The sequence below is a fragment of the Nocardia yunnanensis genome, from assembly GCF_003626895.1.
GTDB lineage: Bacteria > Actinomycetota > Actinomycetes > Mycobacteriales > Mycobacteriaceae > Nocardia > Nocardia yunnanensis.
In genome coordinates, this window is the sequence record NZ_CP032568.1 from 55,616 (window position 1) to 71,998 (window position 16,383).

Here is a 16,383-nt window from a genome sequence, read left to right on the forward strand (position 1 = left end):
CCGGACACCGACAGGATCCCGCACCTCATCGTTGCGCCAGGCCACGGCGCGCCGCCGAGGACACGCCGGGCCGGTGGTGTCAGCGCTGCTTCGCGCGGGCGAAGCGGCGCATGATCGGGACGTCCACCCAGTGGTAGAGGGCCGCCGCCAGGGCGGTCGAGACGACCAGGCACAGCAGGGAGAATCCGGCCCAGCCGAGGATGCCGAATTCCTTGCCGCCGATCAGGTATCGGGTGACCACCACCATGACGGGGAACTGGATGAGGTAGAACGCGAAGGACACATTGCCCAGCCACACCACGCGGGGGTGCGCGCTGATGCCGCTGACGCCGGCCAGATCCCGGGCGGCCATGGTGGCGACCACCGCGGTCATCGGCGCGAGCATGAGCACCGACATCTTGTAGTTCACCGGCACCACCCAGGTCAGGGCGTAGGACGCGACCAGGGTGAGCAGCGGCCAGGTGAGACTGGTGTTGCGCCAACGGCCTTCGATCACCATGCGCGCGGCCAGCACGCCGAGGAAGAACTCCGGCAGCCGCGACAGCGGGAAGTTGTAGCTGAGCCAGTACGACTTGGCGACCGGAATGTCGGGCTGCACGAACCAGGCCGGGGAGGCGTGCAGTTCGTAGTGCGGCGAGGTGTTGCCCGGCACCAGGCGCGGGGCGAAGGCGTTCGCGATGCCCTTCGGGCCGTCGACCCACAGGAAGTACGAGGTGTGCAGGGCGACGATGAACAGCATCAGCAGGCCCATGGCCAGCAGCAGCCGCCGCGTCGGAATGCGCATGACCAGCGGCAGCAGCAGCGGGAAACTGCCGTAGAACAGCACTTCCGCGGCCAACGACCAGGACGGGACGTTCAAGCCGCCGACCGTGGTCCACTTCGGCCACCAGGTGTGCACCAGCAGCAGGTTCGGCACCCACACCACGGCGCGATGCAGCGGGACGCTGGCCACCACGATGAAGGCGGCCGCCGCCAGCAGATGCGTCGGGTAGATCTTCAGCACGCGCCGGCGGTAGAAGGCGCGCTTGGTCATGCCCGGCTTGAACGACCAGTAGATGATGAAGCCGGACAGCACGAAGAAGAAGGTGACGCCCGCGGCCCCGAGCTGCATCGGGATCCACTCGTGAATGTGGCGGAACAGCTCCGACTTCTGGAACGGGTACACCGGCAGGAACACCAGCGCGTGCAGCACGAAGACCGCGCACGCCGCCCACCAGCGCCCGCCGGTCAGCGACGGCAGCGGGGGGCGCTGCCGAGCGCGCTCGGTGAGGAGGTCGGCGGACGCCAGGGCGGGCAGCGGCTGGGTGGTCGTGACCGGGATCGGCTGCGTGGTCGCGAGCGCCGGGGTGGTCGCGAATGCCTGGGTGGTCGTGATCGCCTGTGCGGGAGCGGATTCCACGGCGACCCCGGCATCGTCACCGACACCGGGCAGAACTTCGGGTGGGCGGGTCATCGTGCGTACCTCTCGTACAGTGCGTTGGCTATCACGGCGTCGCCCTGGGGAGCCGGATGGAAGGGCAGGCCGTCGAGCTTGGTCTGCGGGTCGAAGACGCCGTTGATCCACTGCTGCGGCGAGCACAGCCCGTGTCCGGCGGTGAGCGCGCGGGCATCGAGGTAGTCCAGGCCCAGCTGGGTGGACGCGTCACGCTCGGCGCGGTCCATGCGGTTGAAGTACTCGACGACCGTGCGACCCTGCGGCTGCGTGACCGGCAGGCCCAGAATGTCGAAGCACAGCGAGGTCTCGTCCGGCCGGAACACCTCCGGATAGCCGACGACCACGATGCGCGCGGCGGGCGCGTAGTAGCGAATGTAGGTGACCACCTTGTCGATGCGCGCCGCGTACTCGGCGCCGGTGATGGCGCCCGGGTCGATCATGCGGCCCGCGGCCACCGCGTCTGGGCCGCAGCCGCCGACGACGTCGTAGAAGCACTGCTGGGCGGAGCTCCACGGCGACTGCGGCGCACCGCCCCAGTGGTCGTTGAACCCGAACTGCAGGGTCACCAATTTGGTTCGGGGGCCGAAGGATCCGGTCTTGGCGGCATTGGACGCCTGCACGGTCAGCGTGTAGCCGTCGCCGCCGTCGATGGCCGCGCCCGGGCAGGACTGATTCCATACCTCGTCGTCGGCGAGACCCATGCGGGCGGCCAGCTGCACCGGCCACGCGGTATCGCCGTGGTCACAGCGTTTCTCGTCGGAGAAGGGGGTCCAGCCGTTGGCGGTGAACGAATCGCCCAGGACGACAAGCGCTTTGCCGTCCGGGGCGGTGTCGGCGTGTGCGCCCCCGGGACCCGCCACGGCCGCTGCGATGGCCATGGTGGCGGCGCACAGCGAGGCCGCGGCGCCGGGGAGACGGAACTTCATGAAACCCTCGAATCGCAAATTGAACAGTTGATCTTCAGTTTTGCGCGGAGTGGTGGTGCGTATCGCGGCCCGCGAGGACGCGGGTCAGTGCCCGTACCGGTCGTAGATGGCATGGGCGACAACGGAATCGCCCTGGGTGGACGGATGGAAGAACAGGCCGTCGATATCGGCGCGCGGATCGGCGACCCCATTGAGCCACGGCTGCGACGAGCAGAGGCCGTGACCGGCGGTGAGGGCACGCGCGTCGAGGAACTCGATGCCCAACTGCTGGGCGGCTTCCCGTTGCGCCTGGTCGATGCGGTCGAAGTACTCCACCACCGCGGTGGCGCGGGGATTGACGAACGGCGCGACGCCCAGGATGCTCAGGCACACCGTGCTGGAGCCGGGCACGAAAACCTCGGGGTAGCCGACGAATACGATGTGCGCGTTCGGCGCGTAGTACTTGATGTAGGTGATCGCATTGCTCATGCGCTTGGCCATCAAGGATCCGGAGACGCCGGTGTAGTCCGGCATCCGGCCCTCGTCGACCGCGTTCGCCTCACACCCCAACGCGAGGTTGAACACGCAGTCCTGCAACGAATTCCACAGCGTCTGATCCGACTTGCCCCACTTGTCGTTGAGGCCGAACTGGATCGTGACCACCTTGGTGTTCGGGCCGAACGCGCCCTCCTTGTCGGCGCGCTGGGCCTGCTGAGCCAGGGTCCAGCCCGGGCCGCTGTCGATCGCCGCGCCGGGGCACGACGGGTTCGACATCGAGTCCGGTTCGGCCACGCCCATCAGCCCGGCCAGCTGCATCGGCCAGGACGTCTTGCCGTGGCGTTTGCAATCGGTCTCCTGCTCGATGATGTTCCACACGTTCGCCGAGAACGAATCACCCAGCGCGACAAGCTCTTTACCCGCGGGAGCCGGGTCGGCTCCCGCCTCGCCGGCGGCCGTCACGGCGCCGCCCGCGGCGGTCATCGCGACCGCCGCGGCGGTGGCGCACAGCCGCCGCACAGTGTTGCCCAGCAACTCTTCCGCCTTGCCTCAGTACCCGGCTCGCGGTTCGAAACCGGGGGCGTCCAGGGTCGGTGGCGCCGGTTTGGGCACGGGCGCCTGGGTCTGGGGCGCGGGTTTGGGGGCGGGCGCGGGGGCCTGGGCCGGCTCCGGGGCGACCGGCTGCGGAGCGGGCGCCTCGGTGGCGGCGGGCTGGGGGGCGGGCGCCTCGGTGGTCGGGGCGGGAGCGACGGTGGTGGGCGCGGGAGCGACGGTGGAGCTCACGACCACGGAGGTCGGGGCCGGAGTGGTGGTGCCGCTGCCGTCGGACGATTTGTCACTGCCGCATCCGGTAGCCCCCGCGAGCAGCAGTGCCCCGCCGATCATGGCCGTCGCGGCGCGTACGGCGAAAACCCCCGGTGTAGCAGACTTCATGAATACCTCGCATCAGAACTGAAGTGACATCTGTTCACTTCAGCCGGGAGTGTATTCAACAGACCCCGCCGAGCCGAGCCGATTCGGAAAACTGCCCCCAAGTCCGGGGGCGGCGCATGGGATTCGCGCTGGTCTGCGCAGGAGTCTGCCGTACTCGGTGACCGGGCGCGACTCGACCGCGGGGATTTTTCGCGCCTTGCTGCACGGGCGAGCGCGGTTCCAGAGTGTGGGCGCGGCGTTTGACCAGTTTGTTCGGGGTTTCGTATGGTCATGTGATCGGCGATTCGTGGAATCCGGTGAGAATCCGGGACGGTCGCGCCACTGTGAGCACCCGCGGGTGTGAGTCAGACCCCGGCCGCCGACCAGGTTGTATCGGCCGAGGGGCGCGCAAACCCCTCCGATCTCAGGAGTACCCGTGGCGACGTCCTACGCTCCCCGCACCGGTCTCGGTGCCCTCTCCGTCTCGATCCCCACGCCCGTGTGGCTGATCGGCACCACCCTGCTGGCGCTGCTGGCGATCTATTTCATCGGCATCGACCAGGGCGCCGTCTCGGTCTTCGGCAGCGATATGCACGTGCACGAGTTCGTCCACGACGGCCGGCACTTCCTCGGCTTCCCTTGCCACTAGGCGCGGGTCACCACCATGGAAAAACGAATCATCGGCCGGGGCGTCCTGCTGGGCGCGCTCGGTGGATTGCTGGCGTTCGTGTTCTCCCGAATTCTGGCCGAGCCCATCATCGATCGGGCCATCGACTACGAGACCGGGCGGGACGACGCGCAGATGGCGCTGGACCGGGCGGCCGGAAAACCCATGATGGACATGGGAACCGAGCTGTTCACCCGCGGCCAGCAGGCGAATGCGGGATTCAGCTTCGCGCTGATCGTGTTCGGCGCGGCCATGGGCGCCTTGTTCGCCGTCGTGTACTACCTGGCGCTGCGGCGCTCCGGCAAGATCACGCCCCGCAGTCTGGCGCTGCTGGTGTCGGGCGGTATGTTCCTGACGCTGTATGTCGTTCCGAGCCTGAAGTATCCGGCCAATCCGCCGGCGATCGGTCATCACGAGACCACCAAACCGCGCACGGCGCTGTACCTGGGCATGATCGTGATCAGCGTGGTCGCTTTGGTCGCGGCGGTCTGGCTGGGCCGCAAACTCGCTGCCCGGCTGGACAACTGGACTGCGGTGATCGTGGCTGCGGCCTCGTTCACGGTGGTCATGGCGGTCGTCATGCTGGTCCTGCCTTCGCTCGGTCAGCTGTCGGCCAATCGGCGGGAGTACGGCGACTTCGCCACCGAAACCCCGCAGCCGCTACAGGATCCGTCCGGCGTCATCGTCTACCCGGGCTTCCCCGCCGACGACCTCTACCACTTCCGCCTGTACTCGTTCGCCGCCCAGGCGATTCTGTGGCTGGTGATCGGCGTCGGCTTCGCCTGGCTGGCGCCCCGCCTCCGCGCCGACCGCGCGTCCGAAGCGGCCCCCGTCGCGGCATGAGCGCGGTCACCCGCCTGACGCTGATCACTCACGCGATCACCGACGCCGTCCAGTCCGCCCGCTTCCCCGCCGACGAACCGCTCAACTCTCTCGGTGAGCGGTCCATCGCGGGGGCAGGCGGCCTGCCCGGCCCCGCGCCGGATCGCATCCTGCACGGCCCCGAGTTACGCACCGAACAGACCGCGAAAGCCTTGGGCCGCAACAATGGAACCTCGGAACCGGCCCTCCGCGATGTCGACCATGGCACCTGGTCCGGCAAGTCGATGAGCGACCTCACTCCCGACCAGTTGACGGGCTGGCTCACCGACCCCGATTACGACTCCCACGGCGGCGAGTCGATCACCGCCCTGCTCGCCCGAGTCCACACCTGGCTCGACACCCTCTCCGGCACCGGGGCCCGTATCCTCGCCATCACCCACCCCGCGATCGTCCGCGCCGCCATCCTGCACACCCTGCACGCGCCGCCAGAATCCTTCTGGCGCATAGACATCCCCCCACTGACCGCCACCACCCTGCACCACCGGTCTCCAGCGTGGTCCCTGCGCAGTACAGCGCTCGAACTCTCCCGCTGACGCCGCCGCCGGGAAAGGCCAAGGGCTACAACGTGGCCGCTACGCGAGCCGCCACGCCGATCTGGCGACGAGCACGTGGGCGACACGTCAAGATGGCACGCGATCGCAGAGGGCTGGCCGATCACTGCGTCGGTACGGCATGCCGGAAATCCGCGTTCTGGAGTTTGTCAGCGTGTGGGGTCGGGGATTCGGCTGCGGAAGCGGTTGGATTCGCTGGCGTTCGGGGTGAAGGTCTCGGTTTTCCGATGGTAGGGGCCGGGTTTGGGGCGGGGTTCGCCGCCGGGGAGGGCTAGGCGGGCGATGGTGCGGTGGACCATGCCCCACTGGCGGGAGAGGGGGCCGGTGTTGTACGGGAGTTGGTAGCGTTCGCAGAGATCTTTGACCTGGGGGGCGATTTCGGCATAGCGGCTGCTCGGCATGTCGGGGAACAGGTGGTGTTCGACCTGGTAGCCGAGGTTGCCGCTGATGATGTGGAACAGGGGGCTGCCCTCGATGTTGGCGGCGCCGACCAGTTGCCGCGCGTACCAGCCGCCGCGGGTCTCGTTCTCGACCTCGTCCTGGCTGAAAGTGTAGGTCTGGTCGGGGAAGTGGCCGCAGAAGATGATGGCGTGCGCCCAGACGTTGCGCATGATGTTGGCGGTGAAGGTCGCGGCGACGGTGGTCAGGAAGGTGCGTTCCATTCCGGGCAGCAGCCGGTCGAGCAGGTTCGCGACCTTGTCGGCGCGGCGGCCGCCGCTGATTGCCCTGAGGCCCTTGCCGATTCGTGACGTCGAGGGCTGCGGCAGGCGGTTGCGCAGGACGAGTTGGGCCGCGCCGAATGCCGCCGCGCTCACCAGCGGCCAACCGAGGTAGTCCTTGGTGATCTGCGCTCGCGCCTTGGTGGCGATGCCTTTGAGGTCTCGCCAGACCTCGCTCATCGGTTTGTCGCCGGCGCGGATGGCCTCGATGTCCATGTCGTGCACGGCCACTCCCCATTCGAAGAAGGCCATGAGCAGCACGTTGTAGAACGGCTGGGCGAGGTAGACGGGGCTCCACTTCTGGTTCGGATCGATCCGCATGATCTCGTAGCCGAGATCCTTGTCCTTGCCGCGGATATTGGTGAAGGTGTGGTGAATGTAGTTGTGGGAGTGTTTCCATGCCTCCGCGGTGGAGGCGGTGTCCCAATCCCAGACGGTGGAGTGGATGTCGGGGTCGTTCATCCAATCCCATTGGCCGTGCATGATGTTGTGGCCGATCTCCATGTTCTCCAGGATCTTCGCCATGCCCAGGCAGGCGGTGCCGGCCAGCCACGCGGGCGGCGAGATGGAGCCCAGCAGCAGCGCCCGGCCCGCGACGGCGAGCTGGCGCTGGGCGGTGATCACGGATTTGATGTAGCGGCGGTCGCGGTCGCCCAGGTCGGCGTAGACCGCGGCGTGGATGGCGTCGCACTCCTCGGCGAGCTGTTGCAGTTGCCGATCGCTCAGGTGCGCAAGGGGATTGGGTGCCGTCTTCATGTTCGTCCTTTTCGATCAGAGTTCGATCTCGATGTCGCCCTCGGCGGTGTTCACGCAGATGCGCACGGCTTGACCGGTGGGTTCGCCGACCTCTCCGGTGCGCAGATCGCGCAGCTTGCCCGAGCGCAGGACACCGGTGCAGGTGTGGCAGATGCCGATGCGGCAGCCGTGGCGCAGGTCCAGTCCGGCTTGCTCACCGGCGACCAGGATCGGTGTGCTGCCGTCGCATTCGGCGTCGACGCCGCTGCGCTGGAAGTGCACGAGCCCGCCCTGGCCGCCGTGCTCCTTGCCGCCGATGATCGGCTGGAAGCGTTCCATGTGCAGCTTGGCCGGGTCGCCGTGAGCGTTCCAATACTCGGTGAGGGCGTCGAGCAACTCCGCGGGGCCGGAGCAGAATGCCTCGCGTTCACGCCAATCCGGGCACAGGGTGTCCAGCTCGCCGGGTGTGAGCCTGCCGCGTTCGCCGGTGAGGCGGATGTCCAGCCGCAGACCCGGATGGCGGGAATCCAGATCTCGTAGCAGCGCATCGAACATCACCTGCTCGGCCGTGTGCGCGGAATGCATGACGACCACATCGCCGAGCGCCCCGCGCCTATCCAGGCTGCGCAGCATGCCCGCGATCGGGGTGATGCCGCTTCCTGCGCTGAGGAACAGCAGCTTCGCGGGCGTCGGTTCGGGCAGGGTGAACACACCCTCGACCTCACCGAGCCGCACCACCTCGCCCGGCTGGATCGCCCGCACCAGATAGGGAGAGACGACCCCGTTCTCCACGACCTTCGGCGTCACCGATATCAGCCCGTCGGCCGCATCCGGATCCGAGGTCAAAGAGTATGCGCGCCAATGAAAAACGCCATCGATGAGCACCCCCAGCCGAACATATTGCCCCGGCCGATGCCCACCCCACTCGTACCCTGGCCGAATGAACACCGACGCCGCCTGCTCCCCCTCCGGCACCACCTTCTCGACCCGCCCGCGCAACTCCCGCGTAGTCCACAACGGATTGATCATCTCGAGGTAGTCGTCAGGCCGCAGCGGTGTGAACAAATGTCTGAGAGCCCGCAGAAGCAACAGCCTCCCACGCGACACCTTCGGTCGAGCACCCCGTTCCGCCATGTCCCTAGGCGTAACACTCGTGCACTGGAATAAACCTCCGCTGTGAGAAGTCACCACTGAACCCCGACATTCTCAGCACTTTTGGCAGAACGATCGTTCACCGATCCCGCCTGTGCGCCCTGACCGCAGGTACCCGGTCTATGCGAAAGTGCCGATCTCAGACAGGCACGACGCCCACCCGCTGCGCGAGCTTGCCCAGATCCCCCGTTGTGAGGTCCCGCTTCGCGGTGCGCATCATGTGGCCGACCAACTCTCGCACCGGAGACATGGTGCGTACGTGCTGGGGCGCAGCGTGTTCGGCTCGCAGTAGTGCGTACAGCGACTCGCGGTAGTCCTTGCGCATAGCGTGCGCCTTGCCCACTTCCACGAAGTACTGTGCGCGCCGCCCTTCGTTGGGCAGATCCGCCGGCCGCAGCGTCGGCGCGAGCGCGAGCACCTTACCCGGCTCTCGCCGTTCCATCGCCGCCGACATCCGCCACAGCGCCACATTCGCCGGTCCGAACGATTCGTTGCGTGCGACAGAGGTATTCGGCGCCGCGTCGGCCAGACGATCCGCCGTCTCCGCCGCCTCGGTCAGGTGGGGTTCCGGATCCCCGCCCAGCGTGGCCGCGACTATGGACGCCTGAAGGTGAAGCATCCCGTACGTCTCGATCTCGCCGACCGTGCGCACCTCGGCGGAGATCCGCTCCGCAGTCTCCATCGTGGTGGACAGGGCGGCGGGCAGCGCGCCGGGACGCGACAACATGATCTGTGCCCGGCTGAACGCGGCGGCGGCGATCGGGGCTGCCGCACCAACATGATTCGCCGCCCGCTCGGCCTCGGCCGCAGCCGTCCAGGCGAGTGCGTGATATCCCCGAGCCCGCAGCGCCGATGCGACACCGTAGGCCACGGCGCCCAGCACGTCCCAGGCCCGCTCGGTGTGCTCCGCGTCGGCCTCGCGGACGTGCCGGTAGGCATCGGTCAGCATCGGGACCAGCATCGGCCCGAGCGCCACGTAATCACAGTCGTTGCGCAGCGTGGTGGCCCGCTCGGCGGCGGCGGCCAGCTGGTCCAGGGTGCGCGGCGAGCGAGTATCGGTGACGTTGCCCTGTGTCCACAGGACCGTCTCCAAATCCGGTACGACGGTGTGGAATTCGGCGGTGGACGGGTCGAGCTTGTCTTGCTCGTGCCCCGTCAGATCACCCAAGGTAACGCCCAATGCCTTGGCCAGAGCCAGTAAGGTGTGCCGCGAATCCACCGGTCGCTCACCGGATTCGTACTTGGCGACAGCGCCGCGGGAGAGCCCTGTCCGGTCGGCCAGCACCTGTTGCGTGATGCCGCGCCGCTTCCGGATCGCTTTGACCCGCTGTCCGATGAACAGATCTTCGCCGGCCATCTGCCCGCTCCCTCCGCGCCCTGACAAACCACAGGTTACGTGCGTTGCCAAGCCCTTGTCCCGTGACGGGACAAAGTCACCTGACCAGGCTGTCAAGGTCGGACAGCGGTATCCGGCGCGACTCCCGCGAGGGGCGGGAATCGGCCACAGACGAATACCCGACCCAAGGGGGTACCAATGACAACCGGATCCACGACGGAGGCAGCAGTTCTGGGCGTACTCGCGCCCGGCGGAATGCTGACCGCCGCGCAGATCAGCAAACAGGCCCAGATCACCGAATGGTCCGCCCGCCGGGCAATCGGACGACTGGAATCACGCGGCTTGGTGATGGCCTCCCCGTACACCTCTCGCTGGTCGATCACTCCCCGAGGGCGCGCGGCCTGGACCACGAAGTTCAGGCGGTACGCACGATGAGCCGCCCAAAGCCCCGACCCACAAGTCAATCCACGCCGCGCCCCGCTCAGGCCCGAGTCCACTACCTCCAGCACTCGGATGGATCCTGGTCGGTAGTCGGCGCGGACGGATGGCCGATGAACCTCGACGAATACCGCGCGCAGCTGCGCGAACTGGAGGCCGACGTAGCCGCCCTGGCGGCCCTCGGCGTCGTCATGATCGATGTCGAACCGGTAAGCATCCAAGAGATCCCCCGCCAAGTTCACTGGGAGAAATGACCGACGTGAACGTGTCCACGGAACGCTCACTCATGCCGAATTCCGGATACCGCGCCAATCGCTACCCACTGCCCGATCCTCATTGACTGGCACATGAGCGAGGGGTTTTGTCCGAATCAGCCTCGCTGGTGTGCCACTCAACGAACGTCCGCTTCTAGCCGCGAGGCGCGCTGGCCGAACCGGCCAGCGCGGGGGATCGGAAGGTCAACTGGCCGTGCCGATCCGAGGCCGGCCGCGCGCGCCGTGATGCCCACGTCCGGATATTGGCCTCAGCCCGCACAAACGGCACTCAACTCACCGATCTTGCCCAGTTCCCCTGGCGTTGTGCGCGATCAGGCCAACAATGCCCCCAGCGGCCGCGACCTGGCGGCGCGCTGGATCTGCCTCGACCCGGTTATTCGGAACGGGCCGGCGTCCCGCGTTTCGATGTCGCACTGTCGAGCAGCGCATCACCACGTGAACCAGTCGGGGTGTCTCTTTTGCCTCCGCTTGGAGGTTTCGAGCATGTGGGCGAACAGTTTTGTGTGGCCGCACTGCAGGCAGACAACGGCCGTTAGAGATGTAGGGGATCGATTCTGGGGGGCAATCGTTGGTCTTCAGGCGCAGTGCCGTCCTGTAGGGATGCGGTTAGGCTGGGCCGGGCGGAGGCGGGTATCGCTTGGACTCGGGAAGGGATGAGGTTGTTGGGCAGGGTTTTTCGGGGGCTGGTGGTGGTTCTGCTGGGCTTGGCGTGGGCTGCGGTTGGTGTGGTTGGGCGGGCTGAACCGGTGCCGGCGCAGCAGGAGTCGGCTGTTGTTGCTCTGCCTGAGCCGACGGGGTCTGAAACCGTCGGGGTGGTTGATCTGCATTTGGTTGATGCGTCTCGTCGTGATCCGTATGTGCCGGCGCGGGCACGGGAGTTGATGGTCAGTATTTGGTACCCGGCTGTTGATTCGGGGGCGGTTCCGTTGCGGCCCTGGGTTTCCGAACGGATGTGGGGGGCCTACGCGGATGGGTTGGCCGAGTCTGGACTGCCGGCCGCGGGGGCGTTGACGTTGGGGGCGAGTCACGGGCGCGTGGATGCGGTGGCGGCGGGTGCTGCTGGGCGGCGGGCGATCGTGTTGTTTTCTCCGGGGATGGGGATGCCGCGGGAGACCAGCACGGCTCAGGCGGAGGATTTGGCCAGCCATGGATTCGTCGTGGTCACCATGAGTCATACGTATGAGTCGATGGCGACCGAATTTCCCGGTGGGCGGATCGAAAAAAGCGTGCTGCCGCAGGGGGCGGGCGCCGACGAGGTCAATGCGCAGCTCGGGCGGGCCATACAGACTCGGGTCGCTGACACTCGGTTCGTTCTCGACCGGTTGACCGATATCGGTGCCGGTGTCGATCCGGATGTCGACGGGCATCCGCTGCCGGCGAATCTTGCCGGCGTGCTCGACCTTTCCAGAATTGCGATGTTCGGGCACTCGCTCGGGGGCGCGACCGCCGCGCAAGTGATGCACGATGATCGGCGGGTGGCCGGCGGGGTGGATTTGGATGGCACCCTGCTGGGTTCGGTGCTCACGGACGGATTGGATCGTCCGTTCGTCTTGATCGGCAGTAGCGTGCACGGTCGCGCTCAGGATCCCAGCTGGCAGCAGTTCTGGGCCAACGATCGCGGGCCGAAAATGGAATTCCGGCTCGATGGCTCGCAGCATCTCTCGTTCTGCGATGACCAGTTGATCGTTCCGGCCTTGGCCGCGGCGGGCATCGTGCCCGGCGATTTCGCGCCAAAGGTGGTCGGCACCATCGCCCCGCAGGACTCGCTCGATGTGCAGCGCGGCTACCTGCGCACCTTCTTCGACACGATATTCGGCCGATTCGACGGCCTCACCGAAGACCTGGCCACCATCCCGCTGCACCCCCAGATGGCCCCGATTCCGTAAGCACCACCCAAGTCACATGGTCCAGATGAGGGGGTAGTTGGCGTAGGTGGCGACGACTGCTTCGTACAGGCTCGGGTCGAAGATGACGCGTCCGACGCGGACGACGGCGGTGGGTGGGGGTGGGAGGGGCGTAGGGTCGGAGGGCATGACCTTTCGAAGTGGGAGTGGTTCGGTTCCGGAGACTGTGCTGAACGATGGGCGGACGATTCCGTCGTTGGGGTTCGGGGTGTTCCTGGTGGAGGAGGGGGACACGTTCGGGGCGGTGACGGCGGCGTTGGAGGCGGGGTATCGGCATATCGATACGGCCGCGATCTATGGGAACGAGGCCGAGGTGGGGCGGGCCATCCGGGAGTTCGGGGTGGCGCGGGACGAGGTGTTCGTGACCACCAAGCTGTGGAATGCCGAGCAGGGGTACGACTCGACGTTGCGGGCGTTCGACACGAGCATGGAGCGGCTGGGGCTCGAGCAGCTGGATTTGTATCTGATCCACTGGCCGGTGGCTCAGGCAGACAAGTATGTGGACACGTTCCGGGCGTTTCAGAAGTTGAAGGCCGAGGGGCGGGTCGCCTCGATCGGGGTGTCGAACTTCAATCCCGAGCATCTGGAGCGGTTGATCACCGAGACCGGGGAGACGCCGGTGCTCAACCAGATCGAGTTGAGCCCCAACCTGATTCAGGAACCGCTGCGGGCCTTCCACACCGAGCGCGGGATCGCCACCGAGGCGTGGAGTCCGCTCGGACGTGGTGCGGTACTGAAGGATTCGACGATCGCCGCGATCGCGGCCGAGACCGGGCGCACGCCGGCGCAGGTGATCATTCGCTGGCACCTGCAGCTCGGCAATGTGGTGATCCCGAAGTCGGTGACGCCCAGCCGGATTCGGGAGAACTTCGACGTGTTCTCCTTCGAGTTGACCCCGGAGCAGATGACCGCCATCAGCGGCCTCGACGCGGGCACCCGGGTGGGCCCGGACCCGGCCGAGTTCACCGCCGGACTGCTATGACGGGATGGACGCGGTCAACGGCACATTGACCCAACTCGGGGCGTCGGGATCCAATCGCAGGTGTTCGGGCTTCAGACCCGAATCGGCCAGCACGATCATCGGCGGCAGGCCCTTGGGGAAATTGCTGGCGTAGACGTCGACACGCAGGCGGTGGCCCGGCTGCAGCACGGCATCGATCGGAGTCAGTGCGATGTCGAGGGTCACCGGGACGCCGGGCACCGTCTGCTCACGCTTGGCCAGATCCAGGAAGTACTGCGGCTGCGTGTAATCGCCGTTGGCCGACTTCACGCTGTTGTCCTCGTCGATCTGCCGCAGTGAGGCGACCAGCTGCCCGGTTGCGATTTCCCGCGAATCACCGTCGGGCGCAACGTCGTTGACCGTCGCCACCCAGTAGCCGTCGGCCGCGTCCTCGACCACCTCGAGATGCACGTCGAGCGGCCCGGACACGGTGACCGGCGCGGCCACCGGACCGCTGGTGAAGCTCAGCCCGTCACTTTCCCAGATCCGCGAATCGCCGGTGCACGCCTGAATGATCGAGGTGATGCCCGCGGTAATGCGCGCGGCGTCCCGGCTGCACAGGCTGGCCAGGCCGGGCGCGACGGTCAGGTCCCGGACCCCGGCCTGCCGCGAATCCTCCGACAGCCCACCGTCGTAACGGGACGTCGGGCTGGTGCCCGAGGGAATGTCGTCGAGATACATCCGCCGATACACCGCCTCGGCGCGTGGGAACCGCGGCGCGTCGGTCCAGCCACCGCCCTGCTGTTTCACCGTCAGCGGCGTGTATTTCTCGATGCCGTTGTCGATGCCGCGCAGCCAATGATCGAACCAGGCCCGCTGCAACACATCCAGCCGCGGCGGCATACCCGGATGCCCGAACCCGGCCACTCCCGTCCCGACGTGGTAGCCGTCGCCCATGACGAGCTTCTTCTGCTCCTCGGGCAGCGGGATCGCGTTGAACGTGGCCGTCGGCGTGGTGCCGAAGATGTCGAACCACGCGCCGACCATGAATGTCGGCACCTGAATGTGCGTGACGTCGGCCTTCAACCCCTTGCGGAACGGCGAGTTCGGATCGACGAGTTGCCTTGTCCGCGCGGTCAATTGATCCGGGTTCATGGCGGTGTAGCCGTTGATCACCACGTCGAGCATGGTCAGCGGATCCGCGATCCGATCCTTCAGCCACTGCAATTGCTGTGCGGGATCGAACTTTCCGACGAGAATCGAGGTGATGTCGGGAATCATCTTGAGCGCGTTGACCCCGATCAGCCACGGCACCAGGAACCCCGCGCCGATGCCGCCGCCCGTGCCCGCGATGTCGTTGAAAATGTCACCGCTGCCCTCGTAGGCGAATACCGCCTTCAGCCCCGGCGGCATGCGGTCGGTGGCCTCGAGCGCACTGATGGCGGTGAAGGAGATGCCCATGGTGCCGACCGTGCCGTCGCTCCAGGGCTGCCGGGTGATCCAGTCGATCACCTCGGCGATGTCCTGCTTCTCGCGATCGCCGAACACCTGCCAGTCACCGCCGGACGTGCCGGTGCCGCGCAGATCGACCTGCACCAGCGTGTACCCGGCGTTCGCCAGCTTCCAATCCTGCACCGCGGCCTCGATGGCCCCGGCATCCGCCTGCCGGGTGATGTCGAAAAGCCCGTCCAGCCCGACGCCGGGCAGATTCAGCGAACCGACCCAATTCTCCAGCGGCTGTTTGATTCCCAGCCCGTCGGCCGCGCTCAGCACCGCCTGCCCGACCAGCATCGGCAGCTTGCCGTAGCCCTGCATCTGCAGGATCACCGGCCGCTTCCCGTCGGCGATCCGGCCGCCCTGCGCGGGATGGATGATGTCGGCCTTCAACACGGTGCCGTCGTCCATGGTGATCGGCACCGCGAGATCCGGCGCGACCTCGCGGTAGGGCTGTGGGCCGTCGACCGCCGCGGTCCAGCTCGCCGCGTATCCGTCGCCGTCGATGCCGGTGAACACCGTCTCGGACGACGCGACCGGGCTCAGGAACGGTATCCCCACGAGCAGCGCGGAGAACACCACCAACCCCTGCACGGCGAGCTTCGAAGACCGCCTCAGCCTCTGCCTCACTGCATCCCACCTCTCACTAAAGCCATGACCGGGCACACGGTATCGCGTGTCCCAGACAATTGACGGAGGATAAAGGGGTTACGGCCGGAAATATCAATCGATATGAGGAGACGTCCAGGCGATCAGCCCGCGAGCTTTGCCAGATTGGGAAAGTTGCTCAGCTCCCAGCCGCCGTCCACCACCATGTCGATACCGGTGATGTAGGAGGCGTCGTCGGAGGCGAGGAAGAGGCTGGGTGCGGCGATCTGCTCGGGCGTGGCGGCCACCCCCATCGGAATGCGTTCCAGGAACATCTGTTTCGCCGGTTCGTAGCCCATGATCGGCGCGACCAACGGGGTGTCGACGAGCCCGGGGAGCACGGCGTTCACCCGGATGCGATGCTGCGCCAGTTCCAGCGCCGCGTTCTTGGTGAACATGACCACGCCCGCCTTGCCGGTCGCATACGGGCTGCCGCCCGGCATGGGCACCCGGGCATCGAGGGAGGAGATGTTCACGATCGCGCCCCCGCCGGACGATTTCATCAGGCGCGCTTCATGTTTGGTGCACAGGAACACTGACTTCTGAATCAGGTCGATGGTGAAGTCCCAGTCGGCCTCGAGCAGGTCGGTGACCGCGCCGATGCGGGACGCGCCCGCCGCGTTGAAGGCGGCGTCCAACCTGCCGAACCGCTCGGCGGCCACGCCGATGCCGGCCTCCACCGCGGCTTCGTCGGTGACGTCGGCGACCGCCGGGACGAAGGCGTCACCGAGTTCGGCGGCCCGTTTGCCCAATCCGGCCTCGTCGATATCGAGGCCGACCACATTCGCGCCCTCCGCGATCAGCGCGGCCGCGATGGCCGCGCCGATGCCGGAGGCCGCACCCGTGACGACCGCGGCGCGACCGTCGAATCTGCGGGTACTCACAGGTTTTC

General features: G+C 67.1%; 16 protein-coding genes and 1 riboswitch. Of the genes, 6 read left to right on the plus strand and 10 right to left on the minus strand.

From position 1 onward, the window contains the following. Window positions 1-79 precede the first annotated feature (79 nt). The 4 genes from D7D52_RS00235 to D7D52_RS38480 form a co-directional block, all read right to left on the minus strand. A complete protein-coding gene (locus D7D52_RS00235; protein WP_120734514.1) occupies window positions 80-1,453 on the minus strand; it encodes an acyltransferase family protein in 1,374 nt (457 codons plus the stop codon). After that, window positions 1,450-2,361 (minus strand): SGNH/GDSL hydrolase family protein, encoded by a 912-nt coding sequence (locus D7D52_RS00240; protein WP_120734515.1) that lies wholly within the window; start codon window positions 2,359-2,361, stop codon window positions 1,450-1,452. The genes D7D52_RS00235 and D7D52_RS00240 overlap by 4 nt, the downstream gene beginning before the upstream one ends. Before the next feature lie 84 nt (window positions 2,362-2,445). Then, a complete protein-coding gene (locus D7D52_RS00245) occupies window positions 2,446-3,372 on the minus strand; it encodes an SGNH/GDSL hydrolase family protein (protein ID WP_120734516.1) in 927 nt (308 codons plus the stop codon). Window positions 3,373-3,387: 15 nt separating this feature from the next. Further along, window positions 3,388-3,771 carry a superantigen-like protein SSL4 gene (locus D7D52_RS38480; protein WP_187703087.1) on the minus strand — a complete coding sequence of 128 codons (384 nt, stop codon included), beginning with the start codon at window positions 3,769-3,771 and terminating at the stop codon, window positions 3,388-3,390. A gap of 239 nt (window positions 3,772-4,010) precedes the next feature. Further along, window positions 4,011-4,145, plus strand: a riboswitch (cobalamin riboswitch). A 41-nt stretch (window positions 4,146-4,186) separates the two neighbouring features. Between D7D52_RS38480 and D7D52_RS00255 the strand changes: the two genes are divergently transcribed. Genes D7D52_RS00255 through D7D52_RS00265 form a run of 3 tightly spaced genes read left to right on the plus strand, consistent with a single transcriptional unit; the run spans window position 4,187 to window position 5,832 of the window. Further along, window positions 4,187-4,399, plus strand: a complete 213-nt coding sequence (locus tag D7D52_RS00255) for a CbtB domain-containing protein (protein ID WP_222932759.1) — start codon at window positions 4,187-4,189, stop codon at window positions 4,397-4,399. Window positions 4,400-4,414: 15 nt separating this feature from the next. After that, window positions 4,415-5,260, plus strand: a complete 846-nt coding sequence (locus D7D52_RS00260) for a CbtA family protein (RefSeq protein ID WP_120734517.1) — start codon at window positions 4,415-4,417, stop codon at window positions 5,258-5,260. After that, complete coding sequence (locus D7D52_RS00265) at window positions 5,257-5,832, plus strand: histidine phosphatase family protein (protein WP_120734518.1); 576 nt, start codon at window positions 5,257-5,259, stop codon at window positions 5,830-5,832. The genes D7D52_RS00260 and D7D52_RS00265 overlap by 4 nt, the downstream gene beginning before the upstream one ends. A 167-nt stretch (window positions 5,833-5,999) precedes the next feature. Here D7D52_RS00265 and D7D52_RS00270 read toward each other — a convergent pair whose 3' ends face one another. The 3 genes from D7D52_RS00270 to D7D52_RS00280 all read right to left on the minus strand — a co-directional run bounded on the left by D7D52_RS00270 (window position 6,000) and on the right by D7D52_RS00280 (window position 9,813). After that, a complete protein-coding gene (locus tag D7D52_RS00270) occupies window positions 6,000-7,325 on the minus strand; it encodes a fatty acid desaturase family protein (RefSeq protein ID WP_120734519.1) in 1,326 nt (441 codons plus the stop codon). A 15-nt stretch (window positions 7,326-7,340) separates the two neighbouring features. After that, window positions 7,341-8,438, minus strand: coding sequence for a ferredoxin reductase (locus tag D7D52_RS00275; RefSeq protein ID WP_120734520.1), 1,098 nt, complete (start codon window positions 8,436-8,438; stop codon window positions 7,341-7,343). 157 nt (window positions 8,439-8,595) lie between these two features. Further along, complete coding sequence (locus D7D52_RS00280; protein WP_120734521.1) at window positions 8,596-9,813, minus strand: helix-turn-helix domain-containing protein; 1,218 nt, start codon at window positions 9,811-9,813, stop codon at window positions 8,596-8,598. A 530-nt stretch (window positions 9,814-10,343) separates the two neighbouring features. Between D7D52_RS00280 and D7D52_RS37475 the strand changes: the two genes are divergently transcribed. Beyond that, the gene (locus D7D52_RS37475) at window positions 10,344-10,484 is read left to right on the plus strand and encodes a hypothetical protein (protein ID WP_162958099.1); all 141 of its coding nucleotides are present in this window, start codon (window positions 10,344-10,346) and stop codon (window positions 10,482-10,484) included. Window positions 10,485-11,191: 707 nt separating this feature from the next. After that, window positions 11,192-12,391: an alpha/beta hydrolase family protein gene (locus tag D7D52_RS00290; protein ID WP_162958100.1), complete on the plus strand. Its 1,200-nt coding sequence runs from the start codon at window positions 11,192-11,194 to the stop codon at window positions 12,389-12,391. A 12-nt stretch (window positions 12,392-12,403) separates the two neighbouring features. Here D7D52_RS00290 and D7D52_RS39775 read toward each other — a convergent pair whose 3' ends face one another. Then, the gene (locus tag D7D52_RS39775) at window positions 12,404-12,538 is read right to left on the minus strand and encodes a hypothetical protein (RefSeq protein WP_281279160.1); all 135 of its coding nucleotides are present in this window, start codon (window positions 12,536-12,538) and stop codon (window positions 12,404-12,406) included. Here D7D52_RS39775 and D7D52_RS00295 point away from each other — a divergent pair. Then, the gene (locus tag D7D52_RS00295) at window positions 12,537-13,391 is read left to right on the plus strand and encodes an aldo/keto reductase (protein ID WP_120734524.1); all 855 of its coding nucleotides are present in this window, start codon (window positions 12,537-12,539) and stop codon (window positions 13,389-13,391) included. The genes D7D52_RS39775 and D7D52_RS00295 overlap by 2 nt on opposite strands. Here D7D52_RS00295 and D7D52_RS00300 read toward each other — a convergent pair. After that, entirely contained in the window at window positions 13,386-15,473 is a 2,088-nt protein-coding gene (locus D7D52_RS00300) for a CocE/NonD family hydrolase (RefSeq protein WP_246023564.1), read from the minus strand. The two genes, D7D52_RS00295 and D7D52_RS00300, sit on opposite strands and share 6 nt — an antisense overlap. A gap of 122 nt (window positions 15,474-15,595) precedes the next feature. After that, complete coding sequence (locus tag D7D52_RS00305) at window positions 15,596-16,375, minus strand: SDR family NAD(P)-dependent oxidoreductase (protein ID WP_120734525.1); 780 nt, start codon at window positions 16,373-16,375, stop codon at window positions 15,596-15,598. Window positions 16,376-16,383 lie beyond the last annotated feature (8 nt).

What these genes read in the sequence shown, in the direction of transcription:
- D7D52_RS38480 (WP_187703087.1), bottom strand. Translation starts at nt 3,771, where the DNA reads ATGAAGTCTGCTACACCGGGGGTTTTCGCCGTACGCGCCGCGACGGCC.
- D7D52_RS00270 (WP_120734519.1), bottom strand. Translation starts at nt 7,325, where the DNA reads ATGAAGACGGCACCCAATCCCCTTGCGCACCTGAGCGATCGGCAACTG.
- D7D52_RS39775 (WP_281279160.1), bottom strand. Translation starts at nt 12,538, where the DNA reads ATGCCCTCCGACCCTACGCCCCTCCCACCCCCACCCACCGCCGTCGTC.
- D7D52_RS00280 (WP_120734521.1), bottom strand. Translation starts at nt 9,813, where the DNA reads ATGGCCGGCGAAGATCTGTTCATCGGACAGCGGGTCAAAGCGATCCGG.
- D7D52_RS00260 (WP_120734517.1), top strand. Translation starts at nt 4,415, where the DNA reads ATGGAAAAACGAATCATCGGCCGGGGCGTCCTGCTGGGCGCGCTCGGT.
- D7D52_RS00295 (WP_120734524.1), top strand. Translation starts at nt 12,537, where the DNA reads ATGACCTTTCGAAGTGGGAGTGGTTCGGTTCCGGAGACTGTGCTGAAC.
- D7D52_RS00235 (WP_120734514.1), bottom strand. Translation starts at nt 1,453, where the DNA reads ATGACCCGCCCACCCGAAGTTCTGCCCGGTGTCGGTGACGATGCCGGG.
- D7D52_RS00265 (WP_120734518.1), top strand. Translation starts at nt 5,257, where the DNA reads ATGAGCGCGGTCACCCGCCTGACGCTGATCACTCACGCGATCACCGAC.
- D7D52_RS37475 (WP_162958099.1), top strand. Translation starts at nt 10,344, where the DNA reads ATGAACCTCGACGAATACCGCGCGCAGCTGCGCGAACTGGAGGCCGAC.
- D7D52_RS00240 (WP_120734515.1), bottom strand. Translation starts at nt 2,361, where the DNA reads ATGAAGTTCCGTCTCCCCGGCGCCGCGGCCTCGCTGTGCGCCGCCACC.
- D7D52_RS00275 (WP_120734520.1), bottom strand. Translation starts at nt 8,438, where the DNA reads ATGGCGGAACGGGGTGCTCGACCGAAGGTGTCGCGTGGGAGGCTGTTG.